The following is a 21,493-nucleotide window of genomic DNA, read 5'->3' on the forward strand; positions in this document are numbered from 1 at the left end:
GGAGTCCCATGTCCAACAACACCGCCATGCCCCAGTCCGCCGGCACCGCCGCGGGCTACAACGTCCTCGCGATCGTCGGGTTCATCCTGGCCTTCGTCTTCAGCCTCGCCGGCCTCATCGTCAGCCTGATCGCCCTGTCGCAGATCAAGAAGACCGGCGAGCGCGGCCACGGCCTCGCCCTGGCCGGCGTGATCCTCAGCGCCGTCTTCCTCGTCGGCGGCATCATCATCGGCATCTCGGCGTTCAGCGCCGGCATGGCACAGGTCCAGACCTACTAGGTCTATCGGCCCGGCGCACGAGCCGGGGAGCACAGGAGGCGCGGTGTCTGCAGAGCAGGCACCGCGCCTCCTTCGCGTCGCGGGCCCGTGGGCCCGACCACGCACGGGGCTCAGCCCAGCGGGGGGCTCAGCCCTGCGGGGGATCGCGGTCGTCGGGGGTCGCCGTTAGCGTGTGGGCATGCGACGGTGTCTCGGCGAGGTGGAGGGCACACGCGCTGTGCCGTCCTCTCCGGGGCCACCCCGGGGCACGCAGATCGACCACGGCACCGCTCCGCAGGCCGGTGACCGCGCTCCGCGCGGCTCGCGGCCCGCACCGATGCACGAGTCGCCGAGGCACCGCCGCAGCCACCCCACCGCACCCGCCGCGGACGCAGGCGGGTCACCCCCGACACGGACTCCGCACCCGCCCCGGCGGCACCCGACCGCGACCCGCGCGGCCGGCGGTCGGACGACAACCGGGTGACCGCCCACTCCCCCGCGTCCGCCGTGGGCGCCCACGAGCCCGACCCGGCCCCCGATGCCGTCGCGACCGCCCTCGCCGACGCCCTGCTCGCGGCCGAGTGGACCGTGGGTGCACTGGCCGCCGCCGCAGGCGAGGCCGTCGACGGGCCGGCCAGGTTCTGGCGTCCGCTCGCCCGCGACCTCGTCCGCGCCCTGCCCCGGGCACCGCACGACGACCCCCGCACGCTCACCGCCCTCATCCGCCGCGATCCGGCCTTCACCGAGGCGGTGACCGAGGCCAGGAGGCGCGGCCGGCCCCTGCGCATCGTCCACCACGTGCCCGTGACGCAGGAGGCGCGCTCGGCCGACCCGCGCCTCCTGCGCCTGGGCACCGTGGCCGACGTCGCCCGACTGCTGCACCTGACCGTGGGCGAGCTCGACTGGTTCGCCGACCCCGGCCGGTGGAACCGCCGGATCGAGCGAGGTCCGCTGCAGCACCACCGGTACGAGTGGCGAGCACGACCCGGACGCACGCCGCGGCTGCTCGAGGTGCCCGGGTTCCGCCTGCGCGACCTGCACCGCGTCGTGCTCGACGAGGTGCTGGCGGCGGTGCCGCTGCACGACGCGGCGCACGGCTTCGTCCCGGGGCGCAGCGCCGTCACCGGCGCCCGACGACACGTCGGCCGGGAGGTCGTCATCGCCCTCGACCTGACCTCGTTCTTCGCCCGGGTCACCGCCGGGCAGGTGTTCGGTGCCCTGCGCCGCGAGGGCCTGCCGGACGCCGTCGCCCACGTGCTCACCGGGCTCTGCACGACCTCCGTGCCGCCGGGCGTGCTGTCGCGCATGCCGCCGGGCGGCAGCCCCGAGCAGCGGTTCGCCCTGCGGCACGCGCTCTCGGCCGCCCACCTCGCCCAGGGAGCCCCGACCTCGCCGACCCTCGCGAACGTCGCGGTCCGGAGGCTCGACTCGCGGCTCGCCGGCTACGCCCGGGCCGCGGGAGCGACCTACACGCGGTACGCCGACGACCTGGCGTTCAGCGGCGACGGCACGCTGGCGGGGCGGGCCGACGCGTTCGTGCGGGGCGTCGGACGCATCGTCGGCGACGAGGGACACCTGCTGAACCCGACGAAGACCCGGGTGCGCGGAGCGGCCACGCGACAGGTCGTCACCGGCGTGGTGGTCAACGCGGGCACGAACACGGTGCGCTCCGAGTACGACCGGCTGCGGGCCGTGCTGCACAACGCCGCCACCACCGGGCTCGAGGCGCAGAACCGGGCCGGGCACCCGGACTTCGCCGCTCAGCTCTGGGGGCGCATCGGCTGGGTCGAGCAGCTGAACCCCGGGCGCGGGGCCCGGCTGCGCGCCGCCTTCGCGCGCGTCCCCCGGTGACCGGCGCCGCGCCTCCTGACCGGCGCCGCGCCTCCTGGCGACGAACGCACCGCGTTCCGTGCACCGCACCGCGACGAGATCGGGTGTGGTGCACGGAACGCGGTGCAGAGGGTGCGGCGGGCTGCCGTGGGCAGCCGGCCGACTAGCGCTTAAGGTTGGTGAGCTCCTGCAGCACCTCGTCCGAGGTGGTGATGATGCGGGCGTTGGCCTGGAAGCCGCGCTGGGCGACGATCAGGTTGGTGAACTCCTGCGACAGGTCGACGTTCGACATCTCGAGCGAGCCGCTGGAGAGCGAGCCGATGCCGGGCGAGCCGGGGGCGCCGACGGTCGCGGCACCCGAGTTGGCGGTGGCGCGGTAGCCCGAGTTGCCCTCCTTCTCGAGGCCGCCGGGGTTCGTGAAGGTCGCGAGGACGACGCGGCCGAGGCCGACCGTCGAACCGTTGCTGAACTGGCCCATCAGGGTGCCGTCCTTCGACAGCGAGAAGCCCTGCAACGTGCCGGCCGCACGGCCGTTCTGCTCGGTGATCGACGTCGTGTTCAGCGCCGCGAACCCGGTGATGCCGGACAGGTCGACGGTGACGCCGTTGAGTCGCAGCGACGCCGCGCCCGCCTGCTTGCCGTCGGCGAAGGCCAGCGAGGCCGTGGCGCCTCCGTTGCCGTCGGTCGCGGAGGCGTCCCAGCCGGCCGTCGTGCGGGTGAAGGTGAGCGTCAGGGTGCGCTCGAGGCCGTTGGCGTCGAACACCTTGGTGTCGCGGACGATCTTGTCGCCGACCGCCGACTCGCTCGGCAGGTTGCCGCCGACCGTGGCGCTCGAGGTCGCCGTCGCGGGGGCCGCCGCGTTCAGGGGCAGCGTGATGTCGCCGAGCGCGCCTCCGTCGTTGATGACGCCGTTCGTGGCCGAGTAGCCCTGCACGATCTTGCCGTCGGACGACACGAGACGGCCGTCGGCGTCGAAGTCGAAGGCGCCCGAGCGGGTGTAGACGGTGTCGTTGCCGAGGCGGGTGACGAAGAAGCCGTCGCCCGAGATCATCAGGTCGGTCGCCTTGCCCGTGGCCTGAGCCGACCCCTGGGCGAAGTTCGTCGAGATGCCGGCGACCTGCACGCCGAGGCCGATCTGGGCGGGGTTCGTGCCGCCGATGCCGGTCTGCGGGCCGCCGGCGCCCTGCGTGATCTGCGACAGCGTGTCCTGGAACTGGGTGGTCGACGACTTGAAGCCGGCGGTGTTGACGTTGGCGATGTTGTTGCCGGTGACGTCGAGCATCGTCTGGTGCGAGCGGAGGCCCGAGATGCCGGAGTAGAGGGAGCGGAGCATGGGTGCTGCCTTTCAGCTGGGGAGAGATCTGGAGGCGCGTCCTGCGCGGGTGGTGCCGGTCGCGTCCTGCTCCCGGTGTGGTTCGAGGGGTGGTGCGGGTCGTGCGGGTGGTGCGGGTCGTGCGGGTGGTGCCGGTGGTACTGCGGGGTGCGCGTCGGGGACGCGTGTCACGCCTTCGTGGTGGCGATGCCCGAGATGAGATCCAACGCGACCTCCTTCCCGCCGACCGAGACCTTCGGGACGGCCTCGGCGAACGACACGCTCGTCGCGGTGCCCTTCACCTCGACGCCGTCGGGTCCCGTGTAGCTGACCTCGCGGCCGACCAGGTTCGACGCGGCGATGCGCATCTGCAGCGAGAAGTTCTCGTTGGCCGTCGTCGTCTGCGCGGTGACCTGCTCCATCATCGCCAGCTGGGTGGTCTGCGACATCATGGCGTTGGTGTCCATCGGGGTCGACGGGTCCTGGTTCTTCAGCTGCGTGACGAGCAGCTTCATGAACATCTCGCTGTCCATCGTGTTCGCCGTCGCACGGCTCGAGCCGCTCTTCGCGGCGTTGGCGGCGGCGATCTGGGTCGCGACGTCGACGGTTCCCGATATCTGGTCGATCGAGGGCATGGGGTCTCCGGTTCAGGCCAGGACGTCGAGGGACGTCGAGAGGGACGAGGAGGCGCGGGCACGGTCGACCGCGCCCGTCGCGTCGAGGGGGTCGGTTCCGTCGCGCGGCGTGCGGCCGGTGGCGCCGCGCGCCTCGGCGGCGTCACGGGCCCGTCGCCCGGCGCCTCCGTCGGCACCGGCCTGCGCCCCGGGCGAGCCGAGCTGACCGGAGCGGTCACCCCGGCCGTCGGACGGCTGGTCCTGGGACGAGAGGTCGACGCTGGTCTGGTGACCCGCGCCTCCCGCGGTCGTGGAGGCGGCCGTCGCGAGGTCGCGGCGCAGGTCGCCGAGGATCGCCCGCACGGCGTCACGGCCGGCGTCCGACGCGGCGAACATCTCGACGTGCGTGCCGTGCGCCGAGACGTGGGCCCGGACGGTGACCGGGCCGAGCGCCTCGGGGGCGACGTCGACCGTGACGACGTGCACCCCGGGGCCCGCCGCGGCGAGCGTGAACAGGGGCCGGGAGAGCTGCGAGGTCAACGGGGCCGGCGGGGTGGCGACCGGCGACGGGGTCGCGGACGAGGAGGCGGCGGTCGCGGCGACGGGGAACGTCGCGCCGACCGCGGGGGCGGCGAACACCATCGGGTCGGTGGTCGTGGGTGCTGGGGTGGGTGCGGAGGTGGACGCCGCGGGCGTCGCCGTGGAGGCTGCAGCCGTCGCCGTGGAGGCCGCGGGGGCGGAGGCTCCGGCCGGGGAGGCCGCGGCGGGCGTCGCTGACGGTGCACCGGTCGTCGCGCTCGACGGACCGGGCGTGCCGGGCAGCACGAGGGCGGCCGGCGCGAGGGCGCGGTCGACCACTGCCGGGACGGTAGTGGGAGCGGGTGCCCGCATCGGCGAACCGTTCCGGGACGAGTCGCCGACGGCGGCGGCCGTGTCGGGACCGGCGGCCGACTCGGCGCGGACCGCACCACCGGGAGCGGACGGCGTCGGCTCGCCGGGCGCGACGGGCACACCCGCGCCGGCGGCCGCGGGGCTCGCCGCGACCGCGGATGTGCCGACGGGCTCCGGGGCAGGAGCGGACGCGGGCTGCACGGTCGCGGCGGGGGCTGCGGCGGGGGCGGCCGCGGCGGGAGCTGCGGTTGCCTGCACCGCCGGTGCCGCCGGCACAGCCGGTGCCGTCGGAGCGAGAGCGGCGGCGGACGAATCGGGCGCCGATCCGTCGCGCGCGGGGTCGAGCGGCTCGGCCCCGGCGCCACCGGCGGCCGGCGACGCGACGCGCACCGGAGCGGTGAGGGCGGAGGGGCGCAGCAGAGCGGCGAGGGCGGCGGCGACCGTCTCGGCCGACGTCGCGACCTCGACCGACACGGAGCCCCCGGCCACCGACGCGTCGCCCACCGCGTCACGCGGCACGGCGGGGGTGCCGTCGGTCGTCGAGGCGGCCTCGGTCGTGGTGGACGCGGTGCCGGGCTCGTCGACCGGGGCGGTCGGTGCCGAGGTCGCCTCGGCGAGGGGCCAGCGCCACGGGGCGACGGACGGGGCGTCGAGCGACGACGACCCGGTCACGGCCGAGGCGGACGCCGGAGCCGGGGTGGGGGCAGGAGGAGACGCGACGGAGGCGTTTCGGTCGGTGTCTCGCGTCGAGGAGCCCTCGTCGCGCATGGCGGCACCGAAGCCGGTGGCCGCGCGGTCGGCGTCACGGGCGGTGCCGGCCCCCGGGCCCCGCGACCCCGCGGAAGGGCGGAGCGACGACGCATCGGACAGGGCAGGAGGCGCGAACGGCAGGGTGCGGGACAGGGTCACGAGGCCACCCCCGCGCTCATCAGCTTCTGCAGGGCCGCGGTCATCAGGTCGGTCCCCGACGAGGACGCGCCCGACGCACCGGCGGCACCGGAGAGACCCGACAAGCCCGACAGGCCCGAGAGGCCGGACAGGCTCGACAACGCGGACGAGGCGGACGAGGCGGACGACGCCGAGGCGGCACCCGTCGCGCCCTCGGCCGGGACGATGCGCCGGATCGTGCTGAGGTCGGAGTCCTTGTACCAGTTGTCGACGATCTGGACGTCCTTGCCCGGGCGGGGTGCGTGCAGCACCTTGCCGTCGCCGAGGTAGATCACGATGTGGCCCTCGCCCTTCGGCACGAGCAGGTCGCCGGGCTTCGCCTCGGCGAGCGAGGGCACCTCGGCGCCCATCTTCGCCTGGTCGGGCACGACCCGCGGCATGCTGACGCCGAGGTCCCCGAACACGGTCTGCACGAGGCCCGAGCAGTCCATGCCGGTCCGGTCCTCGCCGCCGAACACGTACGGCACGCCGAGGTACTTCTTCGCGGCCTCGACCACGTCCGAGCCGTCGGCTCCGCTGCCGCTCGCGACCGACCCGGCCACGGCGTCCACGGAGGCGCTGGTCGCCGTCGCCCCCGTGCCGGACGTGCCGGCGAGCGCGTCGGCGAAGGCCGTGGCCGACGTCGCGGACGCCGCGGTGGCCGTCGCGGACGTCGCACCGGTGGTGCCGGCGCGCAGCTGGGCGATGGTCGCCTGGATGTCCTGGATGCGGGACAGGACCTCGGTCACGGGACTCACGCCGCGCCTCCTGGGTTCTCGGGGTCGGTGCCGGACGACGAGCCGTCGGCGCGGGGGCGCGAGGCGATCTCGTCGAGGGCGATCTGCTCGTCGCGCAGGTCGGCGGCCGCCTCGGCCACCGCGTGCTTGTGCTCGAGCTTCTCGAGGCCGATCGCCGCGCGACGGGCCTCGTTGAAGGCGGCCTGGGCGGCGTCGGCGTCGGCCTGACGGCGCTGGGTGACGGCGTCGAGCTCGGCGAGCATGCCGCGCGACGAGGCCCGCGAGGCCGCCAGCGCGCTCAGCATGGCCGCGTCGGTGACCTCGGACGGCTCGTCGGCCAGGGTGCGCTTGGCGCGCACGCGCTCGTCGGCGGCCTCGCGCAGACGGTCGTTGGCCTCGGCGAGGACGGCACCGGCCTGGTCCTGCTGGGCGTGACGCAGCCGCAGCAGGCCGAGCAGCGAGAACGGGCGCGCCATCAGATCGCTCCGAACCGCGAGGTCAGCGAGGCCAGGGCGTTCCACGAGTCGGCCGAGGCCGCCCGGTCGTCCATGCCCTGCTGCAGGAACGCGTCGATGGCGCCCTGGTGGTCGACCGCCGCGTCGACGAGCGGGTTCGTGCCGCGCTGGTAGGCACCGACGTCGAGCAGGTCCTGCGCGGCCCGGCGGGCGGCCATGACCTTGCGCAGCGTCGTCGCGGCGGCGCGCTGCGGCGGGCTGGTCACCTTCGAGGCGACGCGCGAGACCGAGCCGAGCGCGTCGACCGACGGGAAGTGCCCGGTCACGGCGAGCTTGCGGTCGAGCACGACGTGCCCGTCGAGGATGCTGCGGGCCGCGTCGGCGATGGGCTCGTTGTGGTCGTCGCCGTCGACCAGCACCGTGTAGAGCCCGGTGACCGAGCCGATGCGGTCGGTCCCCGCTCGTTCGAGCAGACCGGCCAGCACCGAGAACGTCGACGGCGGGTAGCCGCGGGTCGCGGGCGGTTCGCCGACCGACAGGCCGATCTCGCGTTGGGCCATCGCCACGCGGGTGAGCGAGTCCATCATCAGCACGACGTCGGCGCCCTGGTCGCGGAACGACTCGGCGATGCGGGTCGCGACGAAGGCGGCCCGGAGGCGCATCAGGGCGGGCTCGTCGCTGGTCGAGACGACGACGATCGAGCGGGCGAGGCCCTCGGGCCCGAGGTCGTCCTCGAGGAACTCCCGCACCTCGCGGCCGCGCTCGCCGACCAGGGCGATCACGCTGACCTGGGCGTCCGAACCGCGGGCGATCATCGACAGCAGCGACGACTTGCCGACGCCCGAGCCGGCGAACAGGCCGACGCGCTGCCCCTTGCCGACCGTGGTCAGGGTGTCGAGCACGCGCACGCCGAGCTGCAGGGGCGTGTCGATGCGCGCGCGGTGCATGGCGGACGGGGTCTCGTGGTCGAGCGGCACGAGGTCGACGCGACCCCCGTCGGCACCGACGAGCGGGCCCTTGCCGTCGATCGGTCGGCCGAGGCCGTCGAGCACGCGGCCGAACAGGCCCGTGCCGGTGGGGACGAGCAGCGGACGGCCGGTCGACCGGACGGGCGTGCCGGTCGTGATGCCGGTCAGCCGGCCGAGCGGCATGCAGCGCACGCCGTCGGGCGTGGTCGCGACGACCTCGGCGAGGTCCGAACCGGCGGTGGTGCCACCGGACGTCGCGGTCGCGTCGCCGACGGCGACGATCTCGCCGACGGCCGCGTCGAGGCCCTGCACGGTGAGGCCGAGGCCTACGGCCGAGCTGACCCGGCCCACGCGCTGCGGACGGGCCGCGACGCGGGCGGCGGCGAGACGGGGCGCGAGGACGGCCGGCACGCGCGGACGCCCGCCGTCGACGACGGCACCCGTCGCTACGAGGGCAGGAGGCGCGGTGAGGGTCACGAGGCCCCCCCGTCCGACGCCGGGTCGCCGAGCAGGGCCGTCCGCGCCCGGTCGAGCGCGGTGCCGAGGCGGGCGTCGACCTGGCCGATGCGACGCTCGGCCTCGGCGTCGCCGCGGGCCAGGGTCGCGTCGGCGACGAAGGCCACCTCGGCGGCCACGGAGTCGCGGGTCGCCGCGTCGAGCTGGGCGAGGTCGGCGGGGTGGAGGCGGACCGTCACGACGTCGCCGGGGTCGGTCACGGCGAGGGCGCGGGCGACGGCCGCACGGGCGGTCCGTCCTTCGCGGGGGTCGACCGTGTCGGCGGCGCCCCGGGCGGTGGCGTCGGCCCCGTACGAGCCGCCGTCGACGGATTCGGAGGCGCGCAGTTCGTAGCCGAGGACCGCCTCGGCGAGCTCGAAGGCGGTCGCGACCAGCGCCTCCTCGGCGTCGTCCAGGACGGGCGCGACGCGGGCGTCGAGCGCTCGCGCCGACGAGGCGAGGGCCTCGACGGCCGAGACGGTCGCGGCCTGGAGGCGGTGCAGCAGGTCGGAGTGCTCGGCCTCGAGGACGGCCTGGCGGGCGGCGAGTTCGAGCTCGGCCGCGCGGAGGCCGGCGGCGTACCCGGCGGCGTGCCCCCGGGCCTCGGCCCGGGCGTCGTGCGCCCGTCGCGTGGTGGCGGCGTCGGACCCCGGCAGCGTGACGGACGGGTAGCTGACGCGCGCGAAGGCCGGGGCGGCGCCCTCGGGGGTCATCACGGAATCGAGCATCACAGGGCCGTTCGGCGTTGGGGGTGACGGCCGATCCGTGGCCTGGGGTGGGTGAGCGATCCGTGCTCACCGGCGACTCTCGGCCTCGGCCGGGACGGCGTTAGCCCTTGCCCCGAAGGGGGGCCGGGCTACTCGACGAGGGCGTCGTCGTCCGAGCGGTGCATGGTGATCGCGCCCATCGCCTCGAGTTCGCGGATGGCGCGCACGACCGACGCCCGCGCCTCCTCGATCTGCGACTTGCGGACCGGACCCATCGACTGCAGCTCGTCGTCCAGCAGTTCGCGGTTGCGCTCGGAGACGTTGCCGCGGATGACCTCGGTGACTGCCGCCGGCGCGCCCTTCATCGCCGTGGCGAGGATCGCCGCGTCGATGCCGCGCAGCACCTGCTGGATGTCGCGCGACTCGAGCTTGACGATGTCCTCGAAGGTGAGCATGCGCGAGCGCACCTCCTCGGCCAGCTCGGGGTCGCGTTCGTCGAGGCCCTCGAGCAGCGCCTTCTCGGTCGCCACGTCGCTGCGGTTGAGGATCTCGATCAGCGGCTGGATGCCCCCGACGACCTCGACCTGGTCCCGCGGGGCGACGACGGCGCCGGCCCGCACCTTGAGGGTGGCCGCGACGATGCCGACCGACTCGGGGGTGGCCGTGCCCATCGTCGCGATGGCCTGGGCCACGTCGGCGCGCAGCTCGACGTCGAGGCCCGACATCACGGCGGAACCCTGCTGTGGCCTGAGGTGCGCGAGCACCAGGGCGATGGTCTGCGGCAGCTCGCCGTCGAGGAGCGCCACGACCTGACCGGCCTCGGCCTCGTCGAGGAACTCGAACGACTTGCCGGCCATGTTGGAGGCCATGCGCTCCATGACGCCGGCGGCACGCTCGGAACCGAACGACGCCTCGAGCAGACCGACGGCGACGTCGTGCCCGCCGCGGCGCTGGTAGCGGCCGCTGACGCTGAGGTCGTGGAACTCGGCCACGGTGGCCTCGGCGAGCACGGGGTCGACGCGACGCAGGCGCACGATCTCGGCCGCGATCTCCTCGGCCTCGACCTCGCTGAACTCCTTCATGACCGCGGCCGCGCGGGCCTGGTCCATCTGCATGAGGATGACCGCGACCTTCTGGGCGCCGGTCAACGGCTTGCCGACCCCGGGGACCGCGGGGGCGCCGAAGGTGGTGGGGACGAGGCTCATGCGGGCTGCCGGTCGTCCATCAGGCCGCGGAGCAGCTCGGCGGTCTTGCCCGGGTCGCGCTCGGCCATCGCGTCGATCTCGGCCCGGCGGCGCTCGGCCGAGACGAACTCGGGCGACGGCGTCGGGGCGTCGACCTCGAGCAGCTCGGTCTTCGGCTCGCCCATGCCGGGCAGGGTCAGGCGCGAGGTGGCGACGGCGTCGTCGAGCGACAGCGGCATCGTGGCGTCCCAGGTCTGGGCGCCGTTCTGCGGGGAGAGCTCGCCGAGGTCGACGTCCTCGCGGTCCTGGCGACGGCTGCGACGGGCGAAGACGATGAGCCCCACGATGGCGGCGATCGCGATGGCCGCGACGATGCCGACCGTGCGGATGGTGCCCCACATCGCCTCGCTGGCACTCGCCGCGTCGGCGGCCTTGAGCGCCTCGGCGGCGGCGTCCGCGGCCGAGGTGTCGAAGTCGACCTGCGCGACCTGGACGGTGTCGCCGCGGGCGGCGTCGATGCCGGCGGCGGCACCGACGAGGTCGCGGACGCTCTGCATGTTGACCCCGTTGGCCGCGGCCGAGTTCAGCGCGACCGACACCGTCTGGCGGCTGACCTCGCCGGCCGGGACGTTGAGGCTCTCGGTGACCTTGTCGACGGCGTTGTTCTTGGTGGTCGACTCGTTGGTGTAGCCCCCGTCGGCGCCGGTGCCCGCGGTGGTCGTGCCGTCGGCCGCCGTGCCGTTGGGCACCGCGATGTTGTCGGGGCCGAGCACGCCGGTCGCACCGGTGCCGTTCGCCCCGTTCGCCCCGGAGCCGTACTGCTCGGTGGTGCCCGACTCGTTCAGGGCGATCGGCCCCGAGGTCGGCTGCGAGAACGACTCGGTCACCTTGGTGCCCGAGCTCTGGTCGAGGTCGGCGGCCACCACGACGGACGAGTTGCCGGGGCCGATCATCTTGTCGAGCATGGCCTGGACCGAGGCCTGGACCTTGGACTCGTAGTCGCTCGCGTCGCCGTCCGCGCCTCCGACCGCTCCGCTGCCGACGGCCGAGAGCACCGTGCCCGAGGCGTCGGTGACGGCGACGTCGGTCGCCTTCATGCCGTCGACGGAGGCGCTGGTCAGGTTGACGATGGCCTGCACCTGCTTGGAGTCCAGCGTCGCACCGGCCTGGGTCTCGACGAACACCGAGGCGGTCGGGTCGCGCTGCTCGGCGACGAACACCGACTCCTCGGGGATCGCGAGCTGCACGCTGGCGTTCTTGACGCCGTCCATCGCCTTGATCGTGTTGGCGAGCTCGCCCTCGATCGCACGCTTGTAGGTGACGTTCTGCTGGAACTCGGACGAGGTGACGCCCATGGTGTCGAGCAGCGAGTAGCCGCCGCCCGAGCTCGCGGCGGGCAGCCCCGCGGCCGCGGCCTTGAGGCGCTCGTCGTAGACGACGTTCTCGGGCACGAGGATCGTGCCGCCGCCCGCGGTCAGCTCGTACGGCACGCCGTCGGTCTGCAGCAGTTCGACGATGGCGCTCGCGTCGGTCGGGTCGATGCCGCTGAACAGAGGCGTGTAGGTGGGCTTGCCCAGCCAGCTGACGAGCGCGACGACGCCGAGCACGAGGGCGGCGACCAGGATGACGGCGATCGTGCGCTGCGCGACCGTGAAGCTCTGGAGGGCGGCACCGAGCTTGGCGAGCTGGCCCTTGACGGCGTTCGGCATCAGGCCTGCATCCTCATGATCTCGTTGAAGGCGTCGACGCCCTTGTTGCGGACGGCGCTGACCAGCTCGAGCGTGACCTGGGCACGCGTCGCCGCGATGGTCGCGTCGTGGATGTCGGTCAGGTCACCGGTGACGGCCTTGACCGCAAGGGTCTTCGCCTCGGACTGCAGCTGCTGCAGCCCCTCGACGGCTCCGGTCATGGTCGCGCCGAAGGTCGCGCCCGAGGCCGAGGAGGCGCCGGTCGCGCCGGCCACGCCCGTCACGTCGGACGCACCGCCGGCCCCCATGAGCGAGCCCACGTCGGCGAAGCCGGTCTGTTGCACGGCCCCGAGGGCCTGGATTCCTGCGATGGGCATCAGCCACGTCCGATCTGGAGTGCGGCCTCGTAGGCCGTCTTGGCACGGTCGACCACGGCGGCGTTGGCCTGGTAGCCACGCTGCGCCATGATCAGGTCGCCCATCTGGGCGCCGAGGTCGATGTCGGGCATGCGCACGTACCCCTCGGCGTCGGCCAGCGGGTGGTCGGGGAGGTACGTGACGCGGCCGGCCTCGCTGCCGTAGCGGTCGGCCTTGACGAAGACGCCGGACGTGCCGGCGCCCTCCTGCACCTCGACGTAGCGGGCCTGGAAGGCGGTGTCGTCCATCGACTTGACGGTGTTGACGTTGGCGATGTTGTCCGACACGGCGTCGAGCCACTTGCGGTGCACGGTCAGGCCGGTGCTCGCGATGCCGATCGCGTCGAAGGCGGTCACGAGTTCGTCCGGAACGCGGCGCGCACGGCCGTCAGCTCGGAGTTCATGGCCTGCGTGGCGAACTGGTACCGCAGCACGGTGTCGACGTTCGACAGGGTCTCGGTGTCGAGGTTCACGTTGTTGCCGTCGAGACGCGTCGGCTCGAGGCTGCGCGACGTGGACGCCTGGACCGCTCCGCTGCCGGACGCGACCGACCGGCCCAGCGCCTCCTCGAACTGCACCCGCTTGGCGGTGTAGTTCGGGGTGTTGACGTTCGCGATGTTCGCGGCGATCGTCTTCTGACGCAGCGAGAGACCGTCGAGGGCGCTCTGCAGCGCCGCTTGCGTCACGGATTCGAGTGGCATGCCTGTCCCGGTGGGGTCGATGGAGTGCGAGGGGCCGATCCGTGGCCGGTGTACGAGCGATCCGTGCTCACGGCGCTCTATCGGCGGGGCGCGGGGCGACGTAAGCGGTGCGCAGGCGGCTGCCCCGTACTGGGGGCGGGCGGCCCCTGCTGCTAGCGTCGCGCCCAGGACCGGGGGGACGGAGGCGCGCGCATGGACGAGGACGGTCGACGTCTGCTGGGCCTCGGGGACGAGCACGCTGCCGACCCGGACGAGGAGATCGTCGTGGACGACGACGAGGCGGCCGCGGACGCCGCTCTGGGTCGCCGGTCGGTCGGTGCCGCGGTCGGACTCGTGTTCCTCGGCCTCGTGGTCGCAGTGGTCGCGGTCGGGGTCGTGCTGCCCCTGCTCCTGTGGCCGGTCGGTCTGTGGATCGGCCTCCAGCGGCAGCCCGCCGAGATCGCGTCGCTCTGGTGGTTCGTGGGTCTCCATGGGTGATCGACGAGCGCTCTGCCTCGCGGCGCTGGGCATCGCCCTCCTCACCGCGTGCAGCACCGGCACGACGGGCCCTCGCGATGTGGACGACGGAAGGACCCTCGAGGAGACCGGCACGATCGCCACGGAACTGATCGACGGCCTCCAGGCCCAGGTCGACCCGACGCTCGTGGCGAGCGTCGAGGCCCAGGAGGACGGCGCGGCGTCGATCGGCGGCTCCGCGGACGACGCCGACGGCAGCATCCAGGAGTGGCGGGTGCTGCGGTACGTGAACCTCGTGCCGGACGCACCTCAGCTCGACGTCGCCGAGTCCGTGATCGATGCCCGCGTCGCGGACGGCTGGACGGTGGGTCTCGACCGGGAGACGTCGAACGCGGGAGGTCGCTGGGTCACGTTGACTTCGGACGAGGACCGCTACGACGGCTTCGAGCTGACCGTGCAGGCCGGTGACAACGGGGCGTCGCCCGGGCAGAACTACGTCCTCCTCGGCGTGGTCGGACCGACCGTCGACGAGACCCCCACGGGGAAGTCGACCCCCTCCCTCGAAGAGACCGGCCGACGTGCCGACGACCTCGTCGACCGGGTGGTCGCGCTCGTCGACCCGGCCGTCGTCGAGAGCGTCGAGGTGTTCGAGGACGGCGACGCCGGTGTGGCCGGCACGCCGAACGACCCGGACAGCAGCATCCGACAGTGGACCGTCGCGCATTCCGTCGTGCTCGTTCCGGGCGCCTCACGGGACGCGACGACGGCAGCGCTGGTCGACGCTCTCGTCGCCGAAGGCTTCACCGTCATCGAAGACGAGACCACGCCGAGCGGCTCACGGCGGATCGTCACCGGACCCGGTGAGGGTGCGGACGAGCCCTACACCGTGACCCTCCAGGGAGGACCCGACAGCTCGATCAGCCGCTTGATCGACGTGCAGGTGGACGGCCCGGTCGTCGAGACCGTACCGGCGGACTGAGCCGGCCCGCGCCTCCTCGGCGGCCCACCCCGACGAGCGGGTGGGCTTCGCACCGCCGACTGGACGTCGCACCGCCGACGTGGGCGGTGCGGTGTTCAGTGGGCGGTGCGACGAGGCGACGAGCGGGAGAGCGGGAGAGCGAGCAGGCGGACGAGCGAGCGGGCGACGGGCAGGAGGCGCGGGTCGGGTCAGGGGCGCGAGTAGCGGTGCTCGGGGCGGCCGGTGGTGCCGTAGCTGAGCTTCATCGTGACGAGACCGTCGGCGGCGAGCGCCGCGAGGTAGCGCTGCGCCGTGGCCCGCGAGACCCCGACCCGGGCGGCGACGTCGGCCGCCGACAGTTCGAGCGGCCCGACGCCGGCCCCGGCCCCGGCCCCGGCCCCGACCTCGGTGTCGGCGTCCGCGGCGTCCGCATCCGCCTCGGCTCCGAACTGCTCGAGCACCGCCTGCTCGGTGGCCGACCGCGACGGCGAGGCCGCCTTCGCCGCGTCGCCGGAATGGAGGATGCGCAGGGCCCGTTCGAGCGCCTCCTGGTCGACGGCCGTCCGCTCGTCGAGCACGTTGCGGTACCGCTGGTAGGCGCGCAGCCGGTCGACCAGCGTGCCCGACGCGAACGGTTTGATCAGGTAGCCCAGCGCCCCGCGCCGCAGGGCCCGCCGCACGGTCGTGGCGTCCGACGCGGCGCTGAGCACGAACGCGTCGACGTCGACCTCGCGCAGCAGGTCGAGCCCGCTGCCGTCGGGCAGGTGGACGTCGAGCAGCAACAGGTCGACGTGCCGTTCGGCGAGGACGCGGCGCACCTCGGCGACCGTGCCGACGGCCTGCGGGCGCTGCCGGCGGGCGTACCGACGCCGGGCGGTCGCGGGTCGTCGCCGGCCGGGGACGAGGAGGCGCGGGCCGGCCCGGACGCGCCCGCCACCACCGCCTCGCCCGTCGCCACCGCCTCGCGCGAGACCGCGCCCACGAGCCTCGCGCAGAACACGGCGCCGTGCCCGTCGCCGCCCGGCGAGCCGAGCCAGACGTCGCCGCCGCGGCGTCGGGCGATGTCCCGGGAGAGCGGCAGCCCGAACCCCAGACCGTGCACGCGTGCGGGGTCGGGCTCGTCGTCGGCACGGTGCGGCCCACGGTCGAACAGCTGGTCCACGTCGGCGACGCCGTCGCCCGAGTCCATCACCGACAGGTGCAGGTCGGTGCCGTCGTCGAGCACCTCGACCTCGATCCAGGCGGGCGTGACCCGTCCGGCGACGGCCGCCCGGACCGCGTTGTCGACCAGGTTGCCGAGGACGGTCGTCACGTCGCCGGGCTCGACGACCGACCCCGTCACGAGCGTCTCGGGCCCGAGCTTCAGCAGGACGCCCCGCTCGGCCGCCTCGACGCCCTTCGCCCCGAGGAACGCCTGCAGGTACGGCTCGGTCAGCCGGTCGGCGTGGGCGACCGGGTAGCGCAACGGCCCGTGGTCGAGGACGTCGGCGAGGTAGGCGCGGGCCTGCTCGGCGCGACCGAGCTCGAGCATCCCCGACAGGGCGTGCAGCCGGTTGGCGAACTCGTGTCGCTGCGCGCGGAGGGCCGTGGTCATCGCGCCGACGGCGTCGAGCCGGCGGGTCAGGGCCTCGACGGCCGTGCGGTCGCGCACCACCGCGACCCGGCCGAGGTCGACCCCGTCGCGCGACACCGGACGCACGTCGACGAGCAGCACGTGGTGGCCGACCACGAGCGTGGTGTCGGCCGGGGTGCCCGCCGAGGTGCCGGCCGACGCCTGGTCGACGGCGTCGCGCGGCCCTCTCGGCCCGCTCGGACCGAGCAGCGCGACGAGCCCCTCGGGCAGGCCGAGCCCGGCGAGCGGCCTCCCCACGGCGGTCGAGGCGTCGACCGCCAGCAGTCGCGCGGCCTGGTCGTTGCACACCGTCACGACGCCGTCGCCGGACACCGCCAGCACCCCCTCGCCGACCCCGCCGAGCACGGCCTGCTGGTTCTGGACGAGGCTCGACAGCTCCTCGGGCTGCAGCCCGAGGGTCGCGCGGTCGAGCCGCCGACGGATCAGCACCGACGCGACGACGCCGAGCACGAGGGCGAGCACGGCCACCCCGACGACGGGCAGGGCGTCCTGCACGAGGGTGTCGTAGACCCGGGTCGGCGCGTACCCGACGCTGACCTCGCCGACGACGTCCGCCGCCGAGCCGGGGGCCACCGACGCCGCGCCGACCGAGACGCCCGGAGCGTAGATCGGCACCTTCGCGCGGGCCGAGTCGCCGAGCGTGCCGCGCTCCCAGGCGACGACCTCCTCCCCTCGCAGGGCGGCGTCGGGGCTGGTGCTCACCCGCTCGCCGATGCGGGAGGGGTCCGGGTGCGCCAGCCGCACCCCGCGATCGTCGGTCACGACGACGAAGAGCGCCCCGGTGCGCTGCTGGGCCGCGACCGCGGTGCGCTGCAGGGCTCCCCGGGCCAGCGCCTCCTGGTCGATCTCGGTGCCGTCGACGCTCAGCAGGGCGACCTGCTCCCGGACGTCGGTGTCGCTCGCGACGCTCTGCGCCACGGCGAGCGCGGTCGACTCGGCCTCGCGCGCCAGGCGCTGGACGGCGATGGTCGCGAAGACGGCACTGGTCAACAGCACGATGGCGGTGACGACGGCGAGCTGGAGCAACAGCACCTCGGTCGCGAAACGTCGCTTCCGGAGGCGCGGCGCCGCCCCCTGCCCCGACCCGCCTCGCGCACCCGCCCGACGGCTCGCCGGCGTGCGGCGTCCCCGTGGTGAGCTGTCGTCGGTCACGCCCGCCAGGGTACCCGGCGCGGCCGACGCGACCCGCGCCTCCTCGCGGCCCCGCCCAGCCCTCGCGCACGCGCCGCACCGCGTCCCGTGCATCGCACCTCGTCTAGGCACGGTGTGGTGCACGAAACTTGGTGCCAAGCCGGGGTGGGGTCGGGGTCGGGGGGCAGGCCGGGCGTGAGCAGAACGCGCAGAACGGTGCCAACGCGCGATAGTCGGCCAATGCGCACAAGCGCGACGCGGCTCGGGAGGCGCGGCTAGCGTGCCCGGACACACGAACCGGACGAAGGAGTCCTGATGCTCGTCATCCTCGGTTATCTGATGATCGCCACCTTCATGGTGCTGATCATGACCAAGCGGCTCTCGCCGATGCTCGCCCTGATCATGGTGCCGACCATCTTCGGCCTGTTCGCGGGGGCCGGCCTCGGCATCGGCGACATGGTGATCGAGGCGATCGGCGACCTGGCCCCGACCGCGGCGTTGCTGATGTTCGCGATCATGTACTTCGGGCTGATGATCGACGTCGGGCTGTTCGACCCGCTCGTGCGCTTCATCCTCCGCGTCACCGGCAACGACCCCGCGAAGATCGTGCTCGGCACGGCCCTGCTGGCCGGGGCCGTCTCTCTCGACGGCGACGGGTCGACGACCTTCATCGTGACGACCGCCGCCATGCTGCCGATCTACCTCAAGCTCGGCATGAGCCCGGTCGTGCTGACCTGCGTCGCCGGCCTCGCCAACGGCACCCTCAACATCGTCCCGTGGGGCGGGCCGACCGTGCGGGCCGCCGCGGCGCTCAACGTCGCGCCGTCCGACATCTTCGTGCCCCTCGTGCCGTCGCTGATCACGGGCCTCGTCATCGTGTTCGTGTTCGCCTGGCTGATGGGCCTGCGCGAGCGCCGCCGCCTCGGCACGGTCGAGCTCGGCGGGTCGGTGCTGGCCGCCGCGGCCGAGAAGATGTCGCCCCTGTCGCGCGAGCTGGCCACGGCCGCCCGCGGTGGCGGACCGGGCAAGGCGGGCGTCGGCGTCTCGATGTTCACCAGCCCCACGGTCGCCCTGGGCCTGCGCGGCGGTCGCGCCGACGGCAGCCGCGCAGACGCCCCCGGCGAGCGCGCGGTCGACAACCCCGGCGGCAGCGGCGCCAGCGAGAACGGCACGCCCCTGACCGGCACGATGGCCGACACCATGCTCGACCCCACCCGCGAGACCCTGCGCCCCGGGCTGATCTGGTTCAACTTCGCGCTGACCGTCGTGGTGATGGTGCTGCTCGTGCTCGACCTCTTCCCCCTGGCCTACGTGTTCATGGTGGGCGTCGCGGTCGCGCTGCTGATCAACTTCCCGAAGGTCAAGCAGCAGTCGGCCGAGATCGTCGCCCACGCGCCGAGCATCGTCGGCGTCGTCTCGATGGTCTTCGCCGCCGGCGTGCTGATCGGCGTGCTCAACGGCACGGGCATGGTCGACGCGATGGCGCAGTGGCTCGTGCAGGTGATCCCGAACGAACTGGGTCCGTACCTGGCCGTCATCACGGGACTGCTCAGCCTGCCGCTCACCTTCTTCATGAGCAACGACGCCTTCTACTTCGGCATCCTGCCCGTGCTCGCCCAGAGCGCCGCGGCGTTCGGCATCGAACCGGTCGAGATGGCGCGCGCCTCGGTGATCGGCCAGCCCGTGCACCTGCAGAGCCCGCTCGTGCCGGCGATCCTGCTACTGGTCAGCCTGGCCAACGTCAACCTCGGCGACCACCACAAGAAGGTGCTCTGGCGGGCGGCCGTCGTCTCGGTCGTCATGCTCGTGGTCGCCGTCGTCGTCGGGGTCATCCCCTTCGGCTGAGGCCACCCGGGCGGGGTCAGCCGGGCGGGGTCAGCCGGTGGCGTCGAGGTAGACCGGGCGCGACGGCTCGTGCGACGCCTCGACGGTGCGGACGGCTCCGAGGTGCTGCAGCACGGCGACCCGGGCGGCCTCGAGGCGGCCGAGGACGTCGCGCTGGCGCTCGGCCAACGAGGAGGCGCGGGTCGCCAACTCCTGCGGCAGCGGACCCAGCCCGGTGGGCGGCGTCCACCGACGGGCCGGCGTGGGCAGCGCGGTGGGGTCGCCGTCACCCGTGGGAAGCGAGGCGTCGGCCTCGGCGACCAGCGCCTCCAGCTCGTCCAGGGCCGCGCGCCAGGCGGCGTGCGTCCGTTCGGTCCTAGGCGACACCGACGCCTCCGGCCAGGCCGGGGACCGACGAGGCGGCGCCGGCCTGCAGCGAGGCCGCGGCCTCGTGCCACGCCTGACGCAGGGGCTCGAGCAGCCCGGCGACCTCGCGGGTCTGCGCGACGTCACGATGCACGTTGGCGTTGACCAGGGCGGTCGACGTGTAGGTGTACAGGGCGAGCAGGCCTTCGCCGCCGTCCCAGACGTCGATCTTGAGCGACGACGACAGCTCGGCGATGATCGCCTGGGCGTGCAGCAACTGCTCGGAGGCGGCGGCCCAGTTCGCGGCGACCTGCGCGGCCTCGGCGCGCGACAGGTCGAGCATGAGGCGGTCGTAGAGCATCGTGACGAGCTGGACGGGCGTCGCCGACAGCACGGCGTCGCTCGTGTACTGGGCGCGCTGCTTCTGCACGACGGCCGAGGGGCCGGCCGAGGCCGCGGCGAAGGCGGCGAACGAGGTGGCGTCCATCAGCTGCTGCTCGTCGAGAGGGTGGCGAGCTGGCTCGAGATGTACTTCTGCTGCGCGGTCAGGGCGCTGAGCGAGGTCTCGAGGGCCGAGTAGGTCTTCTGCAGACCCGCACGACGGGCCGCCAGGCGGTCGTCCCACTCGCTGACGCGGTTGGTGAGGTCCTTCACGACCGACTGCTGCCCGGTGATGGTCTTCGTCAGCGTCCCGTCGAACCTGTCCGAGACCGACGTCGAGGTCGATGCGACCCGCGCGGCGATGGCACTCATCGTGGCCTGCACCTTCGCGGGGTCGGCGGCGAGGGCTGCGGCGAACTTCGTGGCGTCGACGGCGAACTGGCCGGTCTTGGCGTCGATCGAGATGCCGATGGTGCTCGGCGACTGCCCGTCGACCGGGCTGAGCACAGCGTCGGTCAGGCGCTGCGTGATGCCTCGGGTCGTCGAGTTGCCACCGAAGACGCCCGCGGTGACCGTCGTCGTCCCCGTGGAGCTGGTCGACGTCGTCGCGGCACTCCTACTGCTGATCAGGCTCAAGGCCCCGTTGACACCCGCGATCAGGTCGGTCGCGACCTTCGTCGCGGCCGTCGCGTCCCGGGCGATCGCGAGGTGCACGGGCTCGGTCGTCGTGGCCGAGACGGTGACCGAGACGCCGGGCAGGACGTCGGTGAACGTGTTGCTGCTGCTCCTGACGACCTGCTCGGCCGCCGTGCCCGCCCAGAGGGTGATCGAGGCGTCGCGCGCCTGCGAGATCACGGCGGCGCCGGGCTGGGCGATCAGGTCGGGGGCGGTCCCGGCGGCCACGTCGGCGGCGGTGCCGCGGAAGACGTCGAAGCCACCCTCGGCGCCGCTCTTCTGGCTCGACAGCTGGAGGCGGTACTGGACCGCACCGGAGGCGTCCTTGCCCGAGGCGACCTTGACGGCGGAGACACCGGCGCCCGAGGAGTTGACGGCCTTGACGACGTCGTCGAGCGACGAGGAGGCGGCGGTCACCTCGGTCCTCGTGCCCGCGGCCGAGACGAAGGTGAGCGTCGCGGGCGAGTCGGGCCACGCCGTCATCGCCGCGGTCACCGCGGTCTTGGACGAGGCGGTCGCCCCGACGACGAGGTCGACCGAGCCGGAGACGGCCCCGGCCGCGGTGGTGGCCGTCACCGCCGTCGAGCTGCTGGTCGGGGTGAAGAGGGAGAGCGAGCCGGCCTTGGCGGTCGAGGTCGCGAGCGTCGCCAGGTCGGCGATCTTGGTGTTGAGCCCCTGAAGGGCCGTGACGAGCGTCTGCCCGGCCGTGGCCTTGTTCTTCAGGATGGTCTGGGGCACGGCCTCGGACTGCATCAAGGTGTTGATGAGCGTGGTCGTGTCGAGCCCGCTGACGAGGCCGTCGATGCCGAGCGAGGCCATCAGGTGCTCCTGTCGAGGTGGGGTGTCCGGGTCGGACCGTGGGGCAGATCGAAGTGGGGGGAGTGCTGA

Annotated in this window: 21 protein-coding genes and 1 pseudogene; 5 read left to right on the top strand and 17 right to left on the bottom strand. The window is 74.0% G+C overall.

Annotated features, from left to right (window positions below; genetic code table 11):
• The first annotated feature begins 8 nt into the window (after window positions 1–8).
• Both ARTHRO9V_RS13470 and ARTHRO9V_RS13475 read left to right on the top strand, forming a co-directional pair.
• Window positions 9–278 carry a DUF4190 domain-containing protein gene (locus ARTHRO9V_RS13470; RefSeq protein WP_054146307.1) on the top strand — a complete coding sequence of 90 codons (270 nt, stop codon included), beginning with the start codon at window positions 9–11 and terminating at the stop codon, window positions 276–278.
• A gap of 459 nt (window positions 279–737) precedes the next feature.
• Window positions 738–2,108 (top strand): reverse transcriptase family protein, encoded by a 1,371-nt coding sequence (locus tag ARTHRO9V_RS13475; RefSeq protein WP_201298946.1) that lies wholly within the window; start codon window positions 738–740, stop codon window positions 2,106–2,108.
• A 142-nt stretch (window positions 2,109–2,250) separates the two neighbouring features.
• Here the strand turns inward: ARTHRO9V_RS13475 and ARTHRO9V_RS13480 are convergent, their stop codons facing one another.
• The 12 genes from ARTHRO9V_RS13480 to ARTHRO9V_RS13535 all read right to left on the bottom strand — a co-directional run bounded on the left by ARTHRO9V_RS13480 (window position 2,251) and on the right by ARTHRO9V_RS13535 (window position 13,181).
• Window positions 2,251–3,420 carry a flagellar hook protein FlgE gene (locus tag ARTHRO9V_RS13480; RefSeq protein WP_056043669.1) on the bottom strand — a complete coding sequence of 390 codons (1,170 nt, stop codon included), beginning with the start codon at window positions 3,418–3,420 and terminating at the stop codon, window positions 2,251–2,253.
• Window positions 3,421–3,587: 167 nt separating this feature from the next.
• On the bottom strand, window positions 3,588–4,034 hold the full coding sequence (locus ARTHRO9V_RS13485; RefSeq protein ID WP_052505459.1) for a flagellar hook assembly protein FlgD: 447 nt from the start codon (window positions 4,032–4,034) through the stop codon (window positions 3,588–3,590).
• 12 nt (window positions 4,035–4,046) lie between these two features.
• Window positions 4,047–5,813 carry a flagellar hook-length control protein FliK gene (locus tag ARTHRO9V_RS13490; protein ID WP_159827880.1) on the bottom strand — a complete coding sequence of 589 codons (1,767 nt, stop codon included), beginning with the start codon at window positions 5,811–5,813 and terminating at the stop codon, window positions 4,047–4,049.
• Window positions 5,810–6,589: a C40 family peptidase gene (locus tag ARTHRO9V_RS13495; protein ID WP_236557054.1), complete on the bottom strand. Its 780-nt coding sequence runs from the start codon at window positions 6,587–6,589 to the stop codon at window positions 5,810–5,812. Before ARTHRO9V_RS13495 ends, ARTHRO9V_RS13490 begins: the two co-directional genes overlap by 4 nt.
• Window positions 6,586–7,044 carry a hypothetical protein gene (locus ARTHRO9V_RS13500; RefSeq protein ID WP_201298947.1) on the bottom strand — a complete coding sequence of 153 codons (459 nt, stop codon included), beginning with the start codon at window positions 7,042–7,044 and terminating at the stop codon, window positions 6,586–6,588. The genes ARTHRO9V_RS13495 and ARTHRO9V_RS13500 overlap by 4 nt, the downstream gene beginning before the upstream one ends.
• Complete coding sequence (locus ARTHRO9V_RS13505; protein ID WP_123571488.1) at window positions 7,044–8,402, bottom strand: FliI/YscN family ATPase; 1,359 nt, start codon at window positions 8,400–8,402, stop codon at window positions 7,044–7,046. Before ARTHRO9V_RS13505 ends, ARTHRO9V_RS13500 begins: the two co-directional genes overlap by 1 nt.
• A 62-nt stretch (window positions 8,403–8,464) precedes the next feature.
• On the bottom strand, window positions 8,465–9,214 hold the full coding sequence (locus ARTHRO9V_RS13510) for a FliH/SctL family protein (RefSeq protein ID WP_159827882.1): 750 nt from the start codon (window positions 9,212–9,214) through the stop codon (window positions 8,465–8,467).
• Window positions 9,215–9,342: 128 nt separating this feature from the next.
• Window positions 9,343–10,398 (bottom strand): flagellar motor switch protein FliG, encoded by a 1,056-nt coding sequence (gene fliG, locus ARTHRO9V_RS13515; RefSeq protein ID WP_159827884.1) that lies wholly within the window; start codon window positions 10,396–10,398, stop codon window positions 9,343–9,345.
• A complete protein-coding gene (gene fliF, locus ARTHRO9V_RS13520) occupies window positions 10,395–12,086 on the bottom strand; it encodes a flagellar basal-body MS-ring/collar protein FliF (protein ID WP_159827886.1) in 1,692 nt (563 codons plus the stop codon). Before fliF ends, fliG begins: the two co-directional genes overlap by 4 nt.
• Entirely contained in the window at window positions 12,086–12,442 is a 357-nt protein-coding gene (fliE, locus tag ARTHRO9V_RS13525; protein ID WP_123571316.1) for a flagellar hook-basal body complex protein FliE, read from the bottom strand. Before fliE ends, fliF begins: the two co-directional genes overlap by 1 nt.
• On the bottom strand, window positions 12,442–12,837 hold the full coding sequence (locus tag ARTHRO9V_RS13530; protein WP_043596823.1) for a flagellar basal body rod protein FlgC: 396 nt from the start codon (window positions 12,835–12,837) through the stop codon (window positions 12,442–12,444). Before ARTHRO9V_RS13530 ends, fliE begins: the two co-directional genes overlap by 1 nt.
• Window positions 12,834–13,181 carry a flagellar basal body protein gene (locus ARTHRO9V_RS13535; RefSeq protein ID WP_055975153.1) on the bottom strand — a complete coding sequence of 116 codons (348 nt, stop codon included), beginning with the start codon at window positions 13,179–13,181 and terminating at the stop codon, window positions 12,834–12,836. Before ARTHRO9V_RS13535 ends, ARTHRO9V_RS13530 begins: the two co-directional genes overlap by 4 nt.
• 192 nt (window positions 13,182–13,373) lie before the next feature.
• Between ARTHRO9V_RS13535 and ARTHRO9V_RS13540 the strand changes: the two genes are divergently transcribed.
• Together ARTHRO9V_RS13540 and ARTHRO9V_RS13545 are read left to right on the top strand one after the other, a co-directional pair.
• A complete protein-coding gene (locus tag ARTHRO9V_RS13540; RefSeq protein WP_123571317.1) occupies window positions 13,374–13,658 on the top strand; it encodes a hypothetical protein in 285 nt (94 codons plus the stop codon).
• Complete coding sequence (locus ARTHRO9V_RS13545) at window positions 13,651–14,616, top strand: hypothetical protein (protein ID WP_159827888.1); 966 nt, start codon at window positions 13,651–13,653, stop codon at window positions 14,614–14,616. The genes ARTHRO9V_RS13540 and ARTHRO9V_RS13545 overlap by 8 nt, the downstream gene beginning before the upstream one ends.
• 188 nt (window positions 14,617–14,804) lie before the next feature.
• Here ARTHRO9V_RS13545 and ARTHRO9V_RS13550 read toward each other — a convergent pair whose 3' ends face one another.
• Together ARTHRO9V_RS13550 and ARTHRO9V_RS13555 are read right to left on the bottom strand one after the other, a co-directional pair.
• The gene (locus ARTHRO9V_RS13550) at window positions 14,805–15,413 is read right to left on the bottom strand and encodes a response regulator (protein ID WP_159827890.1); all 609 of its coding nucleotides are present in this window, start codon (window positions 15,411–15,413) and stop codon (window positions 14,805–14,807) included.
• Window positions 15,414–15,640: 227 nt separating this feature from the next.
• A pseudogene (locus tag ARTHRO9V_RS13555) lies at window positions 15,641–17,473 on the bottom strand (Spo0B domain-containing protein); the annotation flags it as partial.
• A gap of 201 nt (window positions 17,474–17,674) precedes the next feature.
• Between ARTHRO9V_RS13555 and ARTHRO9V_RS13560 the strand changes: the two are divergent.
• A complete protein-coding gene (locus ARTHRO9V_RS13560; protein ID WP_056043702.1) occupies window positions 17,675–19,204 on the top strand; it encodes a CitMHS family transporter in 1,530 nt (509 codons plus the stop codon).
• Window positions 19,205–19,234: 30 nt separating this feature from the next.
• Here the strand turns inward: ARTHRO9V_RS13560 and ARTHRO9V_RS13565 are convergent, their stop codons facing one another.
• The 3 genes from ARTHRO9V_RS13565 to fliD are packed head-to-tail and all read right to left on the bottom strand — an operon-like array spanning window position 19,235 to window position 21,424.
• Window positions 19,235–19,570: a hypothetical protein gene (locus tag ARTHRO9V_RS13565; protein ID WP_159827892.1), complete on the bottom strand. Its 336-nt coding sequence runs from the start codon at window positions 19,568–19,570 to the stop codon at window positions 19,235–19,237.
• Window positions 19,560–20,036 (bottom strand): flagellar export chaperone FliS, encoded by a 477-nt coding sequence (fliS, locus tag ARTHRO9V_RS13570; RefSeq protein ID WP_123571322.1) that lies wholly within the window; start codon window positions 20,034–20,036, stop codon window positions 19,560–19,562. The genes ARTHRO9V_RS13565 and fliS overlap by 11 nt, the downstream gene beginning before the upstream one ends.
• The gene (fliD, locus tag ARTHRO9V_RS13575; RefSeq protein ID WP_159827894.1) at window positions 20,036–21,424 is read right to left on the bottom strand and encodes a flagellar filament capping protein FliD; all 1,389 of its coding nucleotides are present in this window, start codon (window positions 21,422–21,424) and stop codon (window positions 20,036–20,038) included. The genes fliS and fliD overlap by 1 nt, the downstream gene beginning before the upstream one ends.
• Between the last annotated feature and the right edge of the window lie 69 nt (window positions 21,425–21,493).

This window comes from Frigoribacterium sp. 9N, assembly GCF_902506305.1.
Lineage (GTDB): Bacteria > Actinomycetota > Actinomycetes > Actinomycetales > Microbacteriaceae > Frigoribacterium.